At 70.4% G+C, this 15,934-nt stretch carries 13 protein-coding genes; 11 read left to right on the top strand and 2 right to left on the bottom strand.

The genetic code is table 11. From position 1 onward, the window contains the following. Positions 1-5: 5 nt before the first annotated feature. Complete coding sequence (locus tag ATL41_RS07285; RefSeq protein WP_245854677.1) at positions 6-1,160, bottom strand: diacylglycerol/lipid kinase family protein; 1,155 nt, start codon at positions 1,158-1,160, stop codon at positions 6-8. A 107-nt stretch (positions 1,161-1,267) separates the two neighbouring features. On the opposite strand from ATL41_RS07285, the gene serS reads away from it, so the two are divergent. The 6 genes from serS to ATL41_RS07255 all read left to right on the top strand — a co-directional run bounded on the left by serS (position 1,268) and on the right by ATL41_RS07255 (position 8,138). Next, complete coding sequence (gene serS, locus ATL41_RS07280) at positions 1,268-2,560, top strand: serine--tRNA ligase (RefSeq protein WP_098457884.1); 1,293 nt, start codon at positions 1,268-1,270, stop codon at positions 2,558-2,560. Beyond that, positions 2,557-3,453 carry an HAD family hydrolase gene (locus ATL41_RS07275; protein ID WP_098457883.1) on the top strand — a complete coding sequence of 299 codons (897 nt, stop codon included), beginning with the start codon at positions 2,557-2,559 and terminating at the stop codon, positions 3,451-3,453. Before serS ends, ATL41_RS07275 begins: the two co-directional genes overlap by 4 nt. An 18-nt stretch (positions 3,454-3,471) precedes the next feature. Next, positions 3,472-4,524: a LacI family DNA-binding transcriptional regulator gene (locus ATL41_RS07270; RefSeq protein WP_342744426.1), complete on the top strand. Its 1,053-nt coding sequence runs from the start codon at positions 3,472-3,474 to the stop codon at positions 4,522-4,524. A gap of 157 nt (positions 4,525-4,681) precedes the next feature. Beyond that, complete coding sequence (locus ATL41_RS07265) at positions 4,682-6,064, top strand: ABC transporter substrate-binding protein (protein ID WP_098457881.1); 1,383 nt, start codon at positions 4,682-4,684, stop codon at positions 6,062-6,064. 188 nt (positions 6,065-6,252) lie between these two features. Next, on the top strand, positions 6,253-7,212 hold the full coding sequence (locus ATL41_RS07260; protein WP_245854676.1) for a carbohydrate ABC transporter permease: 960 nt from the start codon (positions 6,253-6,255) through the stop codon (positions 7,210-7,212). Next, a complete protein-coding gene (locus ATL41_RS07255) occupies positions 7,209-8,138 on the top strand; it encodes a carbohydrate ABC transporter permease (protein WP_098457879.1) in 930 nt (309 codons plus the stop codon). Before ATL41_RS07260 ends, ATL41_RS07255 begins: the two co-directional genes overlap by 4 nt. A gap of 72 nt (positions 8,139-8,210) precedes the next feature. Here the strand turns inward: ATL41_RS07255 and ATL41_RS07250 are convergent, their stop codons facing one another. Then, positions 8,211-9,158, bottom strand: coding sequence for a zinc-binding dehydrogenase (locus tag ATL41_RS07250; protein ID WP_245854675.1), 948 nt, complete (start codon positions 9,156-9,158; stop codon positions 8,211-8,213). A gap of 273 nt (positions 9,159-9,431) precedes the next feature. Here ATL41_RS07250 and ATL41_RS07245 point away from each other — a divergent pair, with 273 nt between their 5' ends. From ATL41_RS07245 to ATL41_RS07225, 5 genes are all read left to right on the top strand, one after another. Continuing rightward, positions 9,432-13,895, top strand: a complete 4,464-nt coding sequence (locus tag ATL41_RS07245; protein WP_169924513.1) for a sensor histidine kinase — start codon at positions 9,432-9,434, stop codon at positions 13,893-13,895. A 20-nt stretch (positions 13,896-13,915) separates the two neighbouring features. After that, positions 13,916-14,359, top strand: coding sequence for a roadblock/LC7 domain-containing protein (locus tag ATL41_RS07240; RefSeq protein WP_098457876.1), 444 nt, complete (start codon positions 13,916-13,918; stop codon positions 14,357-14,359). 11 nt (positions 14,360-14,370) lie between these two features. Beyond that, positions 14,371-14,775, top strand: coding sequence for a DUF742 domain-containing protein (locus ATL41_RS07235; protein ID WP_098457875.1), 405 nt, complete (start codon positions 14,371-14,373; stop codon positions 14,773-14,775). Next, positions 14,756-15,355: a GTP-binding protein gene (locus tag ATL41_RS07230; protein ID WP_098457874.1), complete on the top strand. Its 600-nt coding sequence runs from the start codon at positions 14,756-14,758 to the stop codon at positions 15,353-15,355. Before ATL41_RS07235 ends, ATL41_RS07230 begins: the two co-directional genes overlap by 20 nt. A 113-nt stretch (positions 15,356-15,468) precedes the next feature. Next, positions 15,469-15,912: a hypothetical protein gene (locus ATL41_RS07225; RefSeq protein ID WP_098457873.1), complete on the top strand. Its 444-nt coding sequence runs from the start codon at positions 15,469-15,471 to the stop codon at positions 15,910-15,912. The last annotated feature ends 22 nt before the right edge of the window (positions 15,913-15,934 follow it).

The following is a 15,934-nucleotide window of genomic DNA, read 5'->3' as shown; positions in this document are numbered from 1 at the left end:
TCGGGTCAGCGGCCGATGGTGATCCGGCGGGGGTTGCGGACGATCAGCGCGCCCGGCTCGACCCACGCCTTGATCGCGCTCGCGCGGCCGATGATGTCGCCGTCGACCTGGGCCTGCTCGCCGCCGCGGACGCGCGCGGTGATCGAGCGGCACTGCGTGTGGTCGATGCGGCCGATGCGGTTCGGCAGCTCGACCGGCTTGATCCCGAGGCCCTGCAGCACGACGTCGCCGAAGAGCTGCGCCCAGCCCGCGATGCCGCCGCGGGTGTCGATCGCGGCGACGTCGAGGATCCCGTCGTCGACCACGGCGTCGGGGATGAGCGTGATACCGCCGGGCAGGCGCCCGCAGTTCCCGACGAGGAGCGTGCGCAGCCGGGTGGAGACGGGCGGCTCGTCGTCGAGCTGGATCGACGCCTCGAGGCGGCGGCCGTGCAGGTGCCGCACACCGGCCGCGAAGTAGGCCATCCACCCGACCTTCGCCTTGAGGGTCGAGTTCGTGTCGGCGACCATCGCGGCGTCGAAGCCGACGCCGCCGATGACGGTGAACAGGTGCGTCTTGCCGACCTCGGCGACGTCGTCGTCCTCGTCGCGCGGAGCGGGGGCGTCGAGGACCTCGAGCCACCCGACGTCGATCGACCGGTCGCGGCCGTCGAGCGCGATCGTCAGGGCCTCGTCGAGGTCCGTCACGGGGATGTCGAGGTTGCGGGCGAGCAGGTTGCCCGTGCCGACCGGCAGCAGGGCCATCGGCACCCCCGTCCCGACCATGGCCTCGGCGACCGCGCGGACCGTGCCGTCGCCGCCGGTCGCGATCACGACCTCGGCGCCCTGCGCCACTGCTTCGCGGGCCTGGCCCACCCCGGGGTCCTCGACCGACGTCTCGATCCACAGCGGGTCGAGCCCGGTCGCGCGGCAGGCGGCGAGCACGGGCTCCTTGAGCGAGGCGACGTCCGGCTTGGACGGGTTGGCGACGAACGCGACGACGCGACGCGGCGGGGGCGTCGCAGCCGGGTCGCCCGCTGCGGCGTCGGGCAGGCCCTGTGCCCTCGCGTGCAGACGGTGGTGACGCTCGCGCCACAGCAGCACCGAGACGGTGAGCGCAGTCGCGGCCATCACGAGGGACAGGCAGATCCAGACGATCTCCCAGGGCGACATAGTGCTCATGGTGGCGAGGCTAGCGCTCTGCGGCACCGCCCGCCCGACCTGGGCGGACGCCGCAGCCGCTCGGGCGCGCCCGCGTCGCCGCGCCCCAGCGGCGATAAGGTGGGGCCGTGATCGATCTCAAGCTCCTGCGTGACCAGCCCGACGTCGTCCGTGCGAGCCAGGTCGCCCGTGGCGACGACCCGGCGCTCGTGGACCAGATCCTCGACGCGGACGCACGCCGCCGTTCCGCCCTCGTCGAGTTCGAGACGCTGCGTGCCGAGCAGAAGTCCCACGGCAAGAAGGTCGCCCAGGCGAAGTCGCCCGAGGAGCGCGCCGAGCTGCTCGCCCACACGAAGCAGCTCGCCGAGCAGGTCAAGGCGTTCGAGAAGGACGCCGCCGAGGCCGGCGAGACGCTCGACGCCCTCCTCATGAAGGTGTCCAACGTCGTGGCCGACGGCGTCCCCGCCGGCGGCGAGGACGACTACGTCGTCCTGCGCGAGGTCGGCGAGCGCCGCGACTTCACCGCGGAGGGCTTCGAGCCGCGCGACCACCTCGAGCTCGGTGAGATGCTGCGCGCGATCGACACCGAGCGCGGCGCCAAGGTCTCCGGATCGCGCTTCTACTACCTCACCGGAATCGGCGCGCGCCTCGAGCTCGCGCTGCTCAACGCGGCGGTCGACAAGGCGCTCGAGCACGGCTTCACGCCGATGATCACGCCGACGATCGTCAACCCGCAGATCATGCGCGGCACCGGGTTCCTCGGCGCGCACGCCGACGAGATCTACCGCCTCGAGGCGGACGACCAGTACCTCGTCGGCACGTCCGAGGTCGCGCTCGCGGGCTACCACTCCGACGAGATCGTGGACCTGTCGGCGGGTCCGCTCCGCTACGCCGGCTGGAGCGCCTGCTACCGCCGCGAGGCCGGCTCGTACGGCAAGGACACCCGCGGCATCATCCGCGTGCACCAGTTCCACAAGGTCGAGATGTTCTCGTACGCGCGCGTCGAGGACGCCGCGGCCGAGCACGAGCGTCTGCTCGCGCTCGAGGAGGAGATGCTCGCGCTCGTCGGCCTGCCGTACCGCGTCATCGACACCGCTGCGGGCGACCTCGGCTCGTCGGCCGCGCGGAAGTTCGACTGCGAGGCGTGGCTGCCGACGCAGCAGCGCTTCCTCGAGCTGACCTCGACGTCGAACTGCACGACCTTCCAGGCTCGCCGCCTGGGCGTGCGCGAGCGCGTCGAGAACGCCGAGGGCAAGGTCGAGACGCGCGCCGTCGCGACGCTCAACGGCACGCTCGCGACAACGCGCTGGATCGTCGCGATCCTCGAGAACCACCAGCAGCCGGACGGGTCCGTCCGCGTGCCCGAGGGGCTGCGCCCCTACCTGGGCGGCCTGGAGGTACTCACCCCCGTCGCCGCATGAGCGGGTCCCCTGCCGGGCTCGAGGACGTCCAGGAGCCGCTGCGCTGGCCCGACTCGGTGCTGCCTGCGCCCTCGGGCGCCGACCATCTCGTCGCGCTCGACGTCGACGGCACCCTCATGACCGAGGACGGCTTCATCTCCCCGGAGGCGAAGGCGCTCGTCCGTGAGATCCGCGCCGCGGGCAGCCACGTGGTGCTCGCGACCGGTCGCCCGCTCGTCGCGCTGCTCCCGGTCGCGGACGAGCTGGGGCTCGACGACGGCTACCTCGTCGCGTCGAACGGCTCGGTCACGGCGCGGCTGGGCGGTCCGCAGGGCTACGAGATCGACGACGCCGTCATGTTCGAGGCGGGTCCCGCGCTCGACCTCGTGCTGCACCACATGCCGCGCACGCTCTTCGCGGTCGAGGAGGTCGGTGTCGGCTACTGGGTGGCGGAGCCGTTCCCCGAGCGCACGATCATGGGCCGGCAGACGGTCGTCGACCTGCGTGACCTCGCGGAGCGCGCGACGACGCGGATCGTCGCGGTCGACGCCGGCGAGCCGGTCGGCGCGCTGCGCGCGGGCCTCGCCGAGCTCGGCCTGTCCGACACGCACTTCTCGATCGCGGACCTCATGTGGATGGACGTCGCGCCGCAGGACGTCTCGAAGGCGTCCGCGCTCGAGCGCGTGCGCGCGAAGCTCGGCGTCCACGAGCGTGCGACGGTCGCCGTGGGCGACGGCGGCAATGACGTCGAGATGCTGCGCTGGGCGTCGTGCGGCGTGGCCATGGGCCACGCGGCCGCGGACGTCGTGGCCGCTGCGGACACGATCACGGGCTCGATCCTCGACGACGGCGTGGTCGCCGTCCTGCAGGCCGTGCTCGACCGTCTCGAGGGCGTGGAGCTTCCTCGCCGTTAGCGTTCGTCGCCACCTTGCGTGCACAATCAGCCAGTGGCGCATGGCATCGATGATGTTGCCCGGGCGGCCGGTGTCTCCACCGCGACCGTGTCCCGAGCTCTCCGAGGCATGCCCAACGTGTCGGCGAAGACCCGTGAGCACGTCCTGTCGGTGGCTGCGGAGATGGGTTACCGCGCCTCGCCTCTCGCCTCGGCCCTCGCGTCCGGGCGCACCCACACGATCGGCCTGCTCACCCCCTGGGTGAACCGCTGGTTCTTCTCCAACGTCATCGAGGGCGCCGAGCGCGCCCTGCGCGAGGTGGGTTTCGACGTCCTGCTCTACTCGTTCGCGGTGTCGGAGAACGGCCGCACCCCGCGCGTCGACCCGGACGTGCTGCGCCGTCGCGTCGACGGCATCCTCGTCGTCGGCCTGCCCCTCGAGGACACCGAGGTCCGGTCGCTCGAGACGCTCGGCAAGCCGATCGTGTTCATCGGCTCAGGAAGCTCGGACCACCCGATCGTCGGGATCGACGACGTGCGCCTGAGCGTCGAGGCGGTGCGCTACCTGCGGTCGCTGGGCCACCGCAACATCGGGCACATCACGGGGACGCCGGACGACCTGCGGCGCTGGACGCCGCCGGTGGACCGGCGCACGGGCTGGCTGACCGCTCTCGAGGAGGCGGGGGTCGAGGCGGACCCGCGCTGGGAGGAGTTCGGCTTCTTCGACATCGACGGCGGCAAGGAGTCGGCGCGGCGGCTGCTCGAACGGTCGCCCGAGATCACGGCGCTGTTCGTCGCGTCGGACGAGATGGCGATGGGCGCCCTGCTCGCGGCGCGCGAGTGCGGTATCCGGGTGCCCGAGGACCTGTCGATCATCGGCGTGGACGGCCACGAGATCTCGGAGCTCGTCGGTCTGACGACCATGAGCCAGCCGGTCGTCGCCCAGGGCGCGACGGCGGCGGCGCTCGTGCTCGACCTGATCGCCGGCAGGCCCGTGGACCAGCACGTGGTGTTCGACGCCGAGCTCGTCGTCCGGGGGACGACGGGGGCGCCGCGCGAGGGGCCGTTGAGGGTGGTCAACCCGGCGCTGTAACGAAGCGGCAACGTGACGCAATCGTTACTCGGTTGCGACCGGACGGGGTTGAAAGTGGCCGATGTAAACGCTTACATGGATCCCGGAGGCGACGTCCGACCACAAGGTTCGGCCGTCGACACCTAGGGGCAACATCACATCGTTGTGGAGGAACTCAATGAGGAGCTTCAACAAGGGCCGTGCCATCACGGCCTCAGTCGTGGGCCTCGGGCTCGCGCTCTCGCTCGCCGCGTGCAGCGACGACGACAACAAGTCTGAGGAGCCGGGCGCTGCGAGCGGCGACTGCGCGGCCTACGAGCAGTACGGCGACCTGAAGGGCAAGACCGTCTCGGTCTACACCTCGATCGTCACGCCCGAGGACACGCCGCACATCGACTCGTACAAGCCGTTCGAGGAGTGCACCGGCGCCAAGATCACGTACGAGGGCTCCAAGGAGTTCGAGGCTCAGCTCCTCGTCAAGATCAAGTCGGGCGCTGCGCCTGACATCGCGTACATCCCGCAGCCGGGTCTGCTCGAGACGATCGCCAAGGACTACCCGGACGCTCTCGTCCCGGCCTCCGAGGGCACCGTCGCGAACGTCGACAAGTACTACTCCCCGTCGTGGAAGTCGTACGGCACCGTCGACGGCACGTTCTACGCCGCTCCGCTCGGCGCCAACGTGAAGTCGTTCGTCTGGTACTCGCCGAAGCAGTTCGAGAAGAACGGCTACACGATCCCGACGACGTGGGACGAGCTCATCGCCCTCTCGGACAAGATCCTCGCCGACCACGGCGCCGAGGGCGCCAAGCCGTGGTGCGCGGGCATCGGCTCCGGCGAGGCCACGGGTTGGCCGGCCACCGACTGGCTCGAGGACCTGGTGCTTCGCACCGCCGGTGGTGACGTCTACGACAAGTGGCTCACCAACGAGGTCAAGTTCGACTCGCCCGAGATCAAGGAGGCGCTCGCGAAGGTCGGCGAGATCCTCAAGAACCCGGACTACGTCAACGGTGGCTACGGTGACGTCGCCTCCATCGCGACCACCACGTTCCAGGACGGCGGCCTGCCGCTCGTCGAGGACGAGCCGCTCTGCTACCTGCACCGCCAGGCCTCGTTCTACGCGGCCAACTGGCCCGAGGGCACGGAGGTCTCCGAGACCGGTGACGCGTTCGCGTTCTACCTCCCGGGCCTGACCGCTGACGAGCGTCCGCTCCTCGGTGGTGGCGAGTTCGCCGCCGCCTTCTCGGACCGCCCCGAGGTCGCCGCCTTCCAGGCGTTCCTCGCGAGCCCCGAGTGGAACAACGCCAAGGCGAAGGCCACCCCCGCGGGTGGTTGGGTCTCGGCCAACTCGGGTCTCGACCCGGAGAACCTGGTCTCCCCGATCGACAAGCTGGCGGCCACCCTCCTCGGTGACACCACCCAGGAGTTCCGCTTCGACGGTTCGGACCTGATGCCTGCTGCGGTCGGCCAGGGTACGTTCTGGACCGAGATGACCAGCTGGCTCGCCGAGGACAAGGACGACGCGGCAGTTCTGTCGGCCATCCAGGCTTCTTGGCCCAAGTGAACCCAGGCCTCGGCCTGACAAAGCCTGACCTCACGGTCTGAGCACCACGGACCGAGGGCCCGTCGCAGCAGCGGCGGGCCCTCGGGCCGCCAGGGTCCACGGGACCCGCAGCTGCACGACGACGACCTCGGGAGGGTCTGGTGGACTGGTTGCTACATCCGGCGACGACTGGAGGAAAGCTCCTCCTGATGGTCTTCGCCGTCGCGCTCTTCGCCGCAGCGATGGGCCTGATCCTGTTTGGCGTCTCGCGCCTCAAGCGTCCGCGCAAGTGGGTGCTGGCCGCCGCGTTCGTCGGGCCCGCCGTGCTGGGCCTGCTCTTCGGCCTCGTCTACCCGGCCCTGACCACCATCAAGGCGTCGTTCTACGACGCCAAGGGCAACAACTTCATCGGCGTCGACAACTACGCCCGTGCGCTCTCCGAGGACGCCTTCCAGAAGGTCCTCGGCAACACCGCGATCTGGGTCATCCTGGTGCCGCTCCTGTCGACCGGCATCGGCCTCGTCTACGCGATCCTCGTGGACCGCAGCAAGTTCGAGAAGTTCGCCAAGGCGCTGATCTTCCTGCCGATGGCGATCTCGATGGTCGGCGCGTCGATCATCTGGAAGTTCATGTACGACTACAAGGCCGTGCTGGAGAACGTCCCGGCGGCCCGCCAGCCGAAGCAGATCGGCCTGCTCAACCAGGTGATCATCTGGATGGGCGGCGAGCCCTACAACTTCCTGCTCAACGGCCCGTGGAACACGCTGTTCCTCATCGTCGTCATGGTTTGGATCCAGGCCGGTTTCGCGATGACCATCCTGTCGGCCTCCATCAAGGCCATCCCCGACGACATCATCGAGGCGGCTCGCCTCGACGGCGTTAACGCCTGGCAGATGTTCTCCCACATCACCGTCCCGAGCGTCCGGCCCTCGCTCGTCGTGGTCCTCACGACGATCGCCATGGGCACGCTCAAGGTCTTCGACATCGTCCGCACGATGACCGGTGGGCAGTTCGGCACGTCGGTCGTCGCGAACGAGTTCTACACGCAGAGCTTCCGGCAGGGCAACGAAGGCCTGGGTGCCGCTCTCGCGGTGATCCTGTTCATCATCATCCTGCCGCTCATCGTGTACAACGTCCGCCAGATGAAGAAGACGGAGGAGGTCCGATGAGCAACACAGAGGTTCCTGTGGACCAGGTCGGGACGGTTCCGACCCCGAGCACCTTCGACAAGGTCGAGCACCGTGCGGACACGGTTCGCAAGACGATGGCCAACCGGATCGGCTCCGCCGTCGCGATCGTCATCGCGCTCCTGTGGACGGTCCCGACGGTCGGCCTGCTGATCACCTCCTTCCGTCCGGAGCGGGACATCAAGACGTCGGGCTGGTGGACGTTCTTCTCCAACCCGACGGTCACGACGGACAACTACGTGTCCGCGATGACGAGCTCGTCGATCAACCTGTCGAACTACTTCGTCAACTCCCTCGTCATCACGATCCCGTCGGTCCTCATCCCGATCACGATCGCGCTGCTCGCGGCGTACGCGTTCGCGTGGATCGACTTCAAGGGCCGCAGCATCCTGTTCGTCGGTGTCTTCACGCTCCAGGTCGTGCCGATCCAGGTCACCCTGATCCCGCTGCTCACGCAGTTCGTGAACTGGGAGCTCAACGGCTCCTTCTGGGTCCTGTGGCTGTCGCACTCGATCTTCGCGCTCCCGCTCGCGATCTTCCTGCTGCACAACTTCATGACCGAGATCCCGCGTGAGCTCGTCGAGGCGGCCCGCGTCGACGGCGCAGGCCACGTGAAGATCTTCTTCTCGGTCCTGCTCCCGCTCCTGGTCCCGGCGATCGCCTCCTTCGCGATCTTCCAGTTCCTGTGGGTGTGGAACGACCTGCTCGTCGCGCTCACGTTCGCGGGCGGTGACAACGCGGTCAAGCCGCTCACCGTCTACATCGCCGACCTGTCGGGTACGCGTGGCGCCGACTGGCACCTGCTCTCCGCAGCGGCGTTCATCTCGATGATCGTGCCCGTGATCATCTTCGTCGGGCTCCAGCGTTACTTCGTCCGCGGTCTCCTCGCGGGGTCCGTCAAGGGCTGACGACGTACGTACGCCGAGAGGGCCGGGTCCTGGTGGACCCGGCCCTCTCGGCGTCTGCGGGGAGTCCTGGCGTCAGCCGTGCCGGACGAGGACGACCTTGCCGAACGGGGACCCGGCGCGGACCGTGTCGTGCGCCTGCTGGGCCTCCTCGAAGGGGAAGGTCGCGTGGACGACGGGCGTGATCGTCCCGTCGACGACGAGCGGCCAGGCCTCCTCGCGGACGGCGGCCATGATCGCGGCCTTCTCCTCGGCGGGCCGCGCCCGCAGGGTCGTGCCGTGCACGCTCGCGCGCTTCGCGAGGAGGGCGCCGAGGTCGAGCTCGCCCTTGCGCCCGCGCGGCAGGCCGATGACGACGAGCCTGCCTCCGGTCGCGAGCGACTCGACGTTCCGTCCGAGGTTCGCAGCACCCACGACGTCGAGCACGACGTCGGCGCCGCCGAGGTCCTGGCAGGCGGAGACGAAGTCCTCGCTCGTCCTGTCGACGACGACGGCCTCGTGGGAGCCGGGGACGCGCGCCAGGAGCTCGCGCAGTCGCTCGGCGCGCTCGGCGCCTCCGGCGACCGCGACGACGCGCGCGCCGCGCGCGACCGCGAGCTGGGCCGCGACCGAGCCGACGCCACCCGTGCCGCCGTGGACCAGCACGACGTCGTCCTGCTGCATCCCGCCGACGTCCACGAGGTTGGACCAGGCCGTCGCGAGCGCCTCCGGGAGCGCCGCTGCTGCGACGTCCGAGAGCGCGTCGGGAACCGGCAGGAGCTGCGACGCGGGCACAGCCGCGAGCTCTGCGTAACCGCCCCCGGCGAGCAGCGCGGCGACGCGCTGGCCCACCTCCCAGCCACGGACCAGCGGACCCGTCGCGACGATGCGACCGGCGACCTCGAGCCCGGGCCAGGACGGTGCGCCGGGCGGGGGCGGGTACTTGCCGGCGACCTGCAGGAGGTCCGCCGGGTTCACCCCCGCCGCCTCGACCGCGACGACGACGCCGTCGTCCAGGAGCCCCGGATCGGGTGAATCCCGCACTACCAGCGGCACCCTGGCTTCCGAATCTGGGGGGTCTGCTGTGATAATGCGCACGGCGCACATCCTAGTTCTGCCACGTCGTCATCACACGGTGAGACATGATTTGGGTGTTTTCCCCGCCCCGCGGGGTGGTGTCTCGTCATCCGAGGCTGCGCTCTGCTAATGGAACCGGCCGAACATGCCGATTCACTGATCACGGCGAGCAACCTGCCTGGTGGCGCGCTGGGGGAGGCCTCCCGTGGGCTCCCTGCGACAAGGGCGAGAGAGGTACCGATGCTCCGCAGACTAGGGGTGCGCGGAAAGATCCTGGCGACACTGGCCGTGCCGGTGCTCGTCCTGGTTCTTGGCGCCGGTTACCTCGTCGTGTCGGCGTACGACACGTGGCAGTACTCGCGTCTGCAGACCAGCTACCTCGGCGTCGTCGTCGTCGAGGACGACCTCATCGATGCACTCCAGCAGGAGCGCTGGTCCTCGGTCGCCGTGGCGACCGGGCGCACCGCGTTCGTGAAGGACCTCGCCGCCGCCCGCAAGGCGACAGACGACGCGGTCAGCAAGCTCGACCGCGCCCTGCGCCAGATGGACCGCAAGAGCGACAACGCGGCCGTCAACGAGACGATGGCCCGGGCCGTCCAGACCCGTCAGCCCGAGCAGCTCGCGCTCGCGCGCAGCCTCGTCGACGAGCGCATCGGCTGGGGAACGTCCGGTGGCGGTACGACCGTCCGTAACCTCATGTCGTACTACGACACGATGATCGACGCTCAGCTCGACCTCGGTGACATCCTCGCGACCACGGTGCGCGACCGTGGCCTCGGTACTCACGTCGTGGCGTACACGAACACGAACCGCCTCATGAACAACATGCAGGTCGAGGCGCAGTCGGGACAGATCCTCATCGAGGACTCGTTCTCGAACATGGACACCGAGGTCGACCGCCGCGCCGTCGCGGTCCAGATGGCCGAGGGCACCACCGTCCGCACCAACGCGATCCGCACCGTCGCCGACCTCGGCTACGAGGGCATCGAGATCCCGTCGCTCAGCGCGTCGTTCCAGATCGCCCGTGACGGTCTTCTCCAGGCCGCCCCGAACACCATCCCGGTGCAGTACCGCACGCAGTGGGAAGATAACGCTGCTGCCGAGAACACGCGCCTGCGCGACGTGCGCGACGACCTGCGCCAGCTCGCCGTGGACTACGGCAAGTCGTCGCAGGACGCCGCGACCCGCTCGCTCCTCCTGACGCTCGCCGCCGCGCTCGCCGCTGTCGCGGTCTCCGTGTTCATCGCGCTCACCGTCGCCCGCACGATCACCGAGCCGCTCCGTCGCCTGACGGACGCCGCCGGTCGTGTCCGTGACGAGCTGCCGCGCATCGTCGACGAGGTCGCCGAGCCGGGCAAGAGCCCCGACGTCTCCGTCGAGAAGATCGAGGTCACCTCGCAGGACGAGGTCGGCCGACTGGCCGGCGCGTTCAACGAGGTGAATGCCGTGACGCTCCGCGTCGCCCGTGAGCAGGCCCTCCTGCGCGGCTCGATCGCCGAGATGTTCATCAACGTCGCTCGTCGCGACCAGGTCCTCCTCAACCGCCAGCTCGTCTTCCTCGACGAGCTCGAGCGCTCCGAGGAAGACCCGGGCACCCTCGCGAACCTCTTCCGCCTCGACCACCTCGCGACGCGAATGCGCCGTAACGCCGAGTCGCTCCTCGTCCTCGCCGGCATCGAGTCGGGCCGTCGCGTCCGCGCTCCCATGCCGCTGTCCGACGTCGTGCGTACGGCATCCTCGGAGATCGAGCTGTACGAGCGCGTCGAGCTCGACCTGCACGTCGACCCGCTCATGCTCGGTCACAACGCGCTGCCCGCCGCGCACCTGATCGCTGAGCTCCTCGAGAACGCGACCGTCTTCTCCGACCCTGGCACCCCGGTCGTCGTGACGGTCGAGGAGGACTCGCGCTGGTACACGGTCGCCGTGCTCGACGAGGGCCTCGGCATGACCGACGAGGAGCTCGACGAGGCCAACGAGAAGGCGTCGACCTACGCCGCGTCCGAGATCGTCGGCTCGCAGCGTCTCGGCCTCTACGTCGTCGGTCGACTCGCCTACAAGCTCGGTGCGTCCGTCCGCTTCTCGCGGCCCGAGGGCCGTGACGGCACGGTCGCTCGCGTCATGCTCCCGCGCGCGCTGTTCATCGCTGCGGACGAGGTCCCGCTCGACGAGCCCGTGGACGTCCTGAGCAAGGACACCCGCGAGGCCACCGAGGCCTGGGTCGCGCCCGAGCCGGCTGCGGCGCAGCCGCTCTCCACGCGCCGCAACGTCGAGCCAGAGCCGCCTGTCGCGGTGCCCGTCGACCTCGACGCGCTCACCGACGGCTCCACGAGCACGGGCATGCCGCGCCGCAAGACGCGCAACGCCCCCGAGACCGCGGCGCCGAGCGCCTCGCTCGGTGCCGTGCCCGAGGCGGACATCGTCCTCCCTGAGCTCGCGGCCTCGGAGCTGCCGAGCGACTTCGTCGCCGGTGCCAACGAGCTGTGGACCCCGCCGAGCAACATCGCCGGTCCCGCATCGCTCCCGACGCGTGGTGGTCGTTCTGCCCTCCCCACGCGCGGTGGCGACGCCCTCCCGACGCGCGGTGGCGACGCCCTCCCGACGCGCGGTGGCGACGCCCTCCCGACGCGCGGTGGCGACGCCCTCCCGACGCGTGGTGGCGCGGACGCTCTCCCGACGCGCGGCGGTGCTTCTGCTCTGCCGACGCGTGGCGGTGGCTCCGGCCTGCCGACGCGTGGCGCTGCCCCGACGGGCGCGTCGGCGCCGCTCCCCGCGGAGCCGACGGCCGACCAGAACGGCCCGATCGCTCCCGTCCCCGAGCGCGCCGCGGTCTTCTCGAACTTCCGCACCCGTCGCTCGCTCGAGTTCATGGGCGAGACGGTCGAGCCGCTCCCCGCGCACGAGCAGGCCGAGACGCCGACCGTGCCGGTCGTCGAGTCCTCGCAGGCCGACGCGTTTGCGCCGGTCGAGGCTGAGCTCCCGGCTCTCGACGAGCACCAGGACGCTGCCGTGCAGGCCTTCGCCGAAGCATGGGCCCCGAGCTCCGACGGCGCCTCTGCGCACGACGCTGCCGAGTCCTTCCACGACGCCGAGAGCGCCGCCTGGCAGCCGACGCACGCCTCGGAGCTCCCCGCTCCGACGCGTGAGGACGAGCGCCTGCGCACCCTCGGCGCGCACGTCGGCTCGATCGCGTCCGCCGCTGACGTCGACGACGAGGCCTACCCGGACGTCCCGACCCGCCGCGGCCGCTACGCCCGCTACGAGGAGGAGACGCCGGCTCCCGTCGCCGACGCCGCACCCGCACCGATCGCGGAGACCGCCCCCGAGGCCGTCCCTGCCCCGGAGATCGACCCGGAGCTCGGTTTCGCGATCCCTGGTCTGGTCGAGGACGAGGTCGAGGTCGAGGTCCCGGATGTCGAGGACGTCGTGTACGACGAGGTGGCTGCGGAGGCCTACCCGGGCGAGCACGTCGACCACGCTGTCGAGCCCGCGGCTCAGGCGGACGAGGCCTACGAGGCAGCGCCCTCGCACGACGAGGCCGCGCAGTACGGCGCCGCTGCGGCGCAGTACGACGCGGCGGCTTACGAGGCGGCGCAATACGAGGCACCCGCGGCGCAATACGAGGCCCCCGCGGCGCAGTACGGGGCCCCCGCGGCCCGGTACGACGCTCCGCAGGCTGAGGCTCCGGCCGCGCACGTCGAGGCCCCTCAGGCCGAGCCTGCCGTGCCGCAGAACGAGCCCGCACCTGCGCCCGCGGACGGCGGCTTCCTGCCGATGCCCGCGGCGAGCGCAGACATCGCTCCCTTCGCGGTCAGCCCTTCGGGAGCAGCGCTGCCCAGCTTCAGCGACGTCCTCGGTGCCGCTCCGGCGGAACCGGCACCGGCCGCCGAGCCCGAGAAGAAGCGTGGCTTCTTCGGGCGCAAGCGGAAGAAGAAGGGCGCCGAGGCTCCCGCCGTCACGCCGCCGCCGGCACCCGCCGCCGCTCCGCAGGAGCAGGCCGGGTGGGGCTTCGCACCCGCCCCGGCAGCCCCGGCGGCCCCGGCCGCGGAGGTCTTCGCCCCGGAGCCGCAGGCTGTCGCGTCGTACGAGGCGCCCGCTGCCTTCGCGCCGGCGGCCCCGGCGGAGGAGACGGCACCGCTCGAGCGTCGTTCGCCGTCCACCTTCACGCCGCAGCCGATCGAGCCCGAGGGCTTCACGTACTCGCCCCCGGCGTTCGACGCGACCATCGGGTCGGCTGTCGAGCCCGAGAGCGCGGCACGCCCCGCGCCGTCGGCCACCGCATTCTTCGGACCGAGGGACGAGGCCGCACCCGCGGCACCGTCCGCGCCTGCCGCTCCGGCAGCACCCGAGGCCCAGCGCACCAGCTGGGGCGTCGGGGAGCTGGACGCAGAGCTCTCTGCCCGGCTCGCACTGCAGGCCGGGATCCAGGAGCAGGCCCTGGCGGAGCTCAGCCAGCTCTCCGCGTACCGGCCGAACCAGATGGCCGGACCCGCGGCGAGCAGCAGCCTCACGAAGCGAGTTCGGACGGAGGTGCCCGCCTCTACACTTCCGGACGAGGGCTCTTCCAAGATCAGCCGCGACGCGGCCGAGCTCCGGGCACGTCTGTCGTCCTTCGTCAGTGCCACCAACCGGGCACGTCAGGAGGGCGACGGAGCTCCGGTGCAAGATGTCCATGAAAACCACGACCCCGCACCACAGTCGCGTTGACTCTGGAAGAAGGAGAGAAAGTGTCCATCAGTACTGAGGCAACCAACTTCGGGTGGTTGCTCGACAACTTCGTCAGGACAGTTGCCGGCACCCGACACACGCTCGTCGTGTCTGCGGACGGTCTGCTCATGGCGATGTCGGAGAACCTGGACCGGACCTCCGGTGACCAGCTCGCCGCCATCGTGTCCGGCATGTCCAGCCTGACGCGCGGTGCCGCGCGCCAGCTCGAGGCCGGGAACGTCCGCCAGTCCATCATCGAGATGGACGACGCGTTCCTGTTCCTCATGAACGTGTCCAACGGTTCCGTGCTCGCTGCGGTCGCAGAGTCCACCTGCGACGTCGGCCTGATCGGTTACGAGATGGCACTGCTCGTCTCGCGCACCGAGGCGACGCTGACTCCGCAGCTCATCACCGAGATGCGCGGCAACCTTCCTGTCGACGGTGCGACTCGTCTTCTCGGCTGAGGGAGATTCACATGTCTAGCTCGCACGACGGTCACGAGTACGAGAGCTCGACCGTCAGGCCTTACGCAGTCACCGGCGGTCGCGTCCGGTCGGCTACGTCCGACCTCCCGCTGGAGGCGCTGGTCGAGGCGATGCCGGGTGCCGTCACGGGAACGCGTCTGACGCCCGAGAAGCGCGAGATCATCCGCCACGCGGCGCTGAACTACGTCTCGGTCGCGGAGCTCTCCGCTCTCCTGCGCATGCCGATCGGCGTGGTCCGCGTCGTCATCGCTGACCTTGCCGACGACGGCTACATCAAGGTGCACACCGCGGCGCCCGTCAACGTCCACACGGGTCACGGCCAGCCTGGCCACCAGAACCCTGCCCTGTCCCTGAGCGTGTTGGAGAGTGTTCTCAATGGCATTTCCTCCCTCTGAGTCCGCGTCCGGCACGCCGCACGCCCCCGCCCCTACGGTCGTCAAGATCGTCGTCGCAGGTGGCTTCGCAGTGGGCAAGACGACGTTCATCGGCTCCATCTCTGACATCGAGCCCCTCAACACCGAGGCTGCGATGACCGAGCACTCCGTCGGCGTCGACGACGCCGGTGGCGTGACCGACCGCAAGACGACGACGACGGTCGCCATGGACTTCGGTCGCATCGAGCTCTCGAGCTCGCTGTGGCTGTACCTCTTCGGCACCCCCGGCCAGGACCGCTTCCTCTTCATGTGGGACGACCTGGTCCGTGGCGCGATCGGCGCCGTCGTGCTCGTCGACACCGACCGCCTCGAGCAGTGCTTCCCGGCGATCGACTACTTCGAGTCGCGCGGCATCCCGTTCGTCGTGGGCGTCAACTGCTTCGACGGCGTTGCCAAGCACCGGCTCGAGGACGTCCGTGAGGCCCTCCAGGTCCCCGCGCACGTCCCGATGCTCTACACGGACGCGCGTTCGCGCGCGGCGACGAAGCAGACGCTGATCTCGCTCGTCCAGCTCGCGATGGCGCGCCTGCGCGCCGCCTGAGCCTCCGCGCACAGCAGTCCCCGGCCGGGGCCGTCCCTGACGGCCCCGGCCGGTGTCGTCTCGGGTAGATTCGTCCCGTCTGCGGGAAGGGCCCGCGCGCGACGGAGGTGGCCGTGTTTCTCGTCGACGGATCAGCGCTGCGGCTGTCCGTCATCGACGACTCGTACCAGCCGCTCCCGGGTGAGGACCCCGCCGTCGTCCGTGAGGCGGCCGCCTGGCAGGCGTGGCTGGACGAGAACGAGCCCGATGTCGGGGTCACGCAGATCGCGCTGACGCAGCTGCGCACCACGGCTGCGCCGCTGGGGCCGGACGCGCGCGAGACGGCGCGTCAGCTCGCGCGCCGCCTGAACCTGCTGCGGATACCCGACCAGGCGATGACCGTGTCGCCGCTCGTGACGCCCGTCCTCGGGCCGTTCGACGCGCTGCACCTGGGCCTCGCCGTCGTGAACCACGAGATCACGACGCTCGTCACGTACGAGCGGGATCTTGCGCGCCTCGCGCGCATGTACGCGCTCGAGGTCGTGAGCCCTGGTCGCGACGACGCCTGGTGGGTCTGAGCGGCGGCTCCTGCGTGGCAGA

The organism is Flavimobilis soli (assembly GCF_002564025.1).
GTDB lineage: Bacteria > Actinomycetota > Actinomycetes > Actinomycetales > Cellulomonadaceae > Flavimobilis > Flavimobilis soli.
Note: the sequence above shows the minus strand (reverse complement) of the source record. Positions and strands in the feature narration are given on the sequence as shown.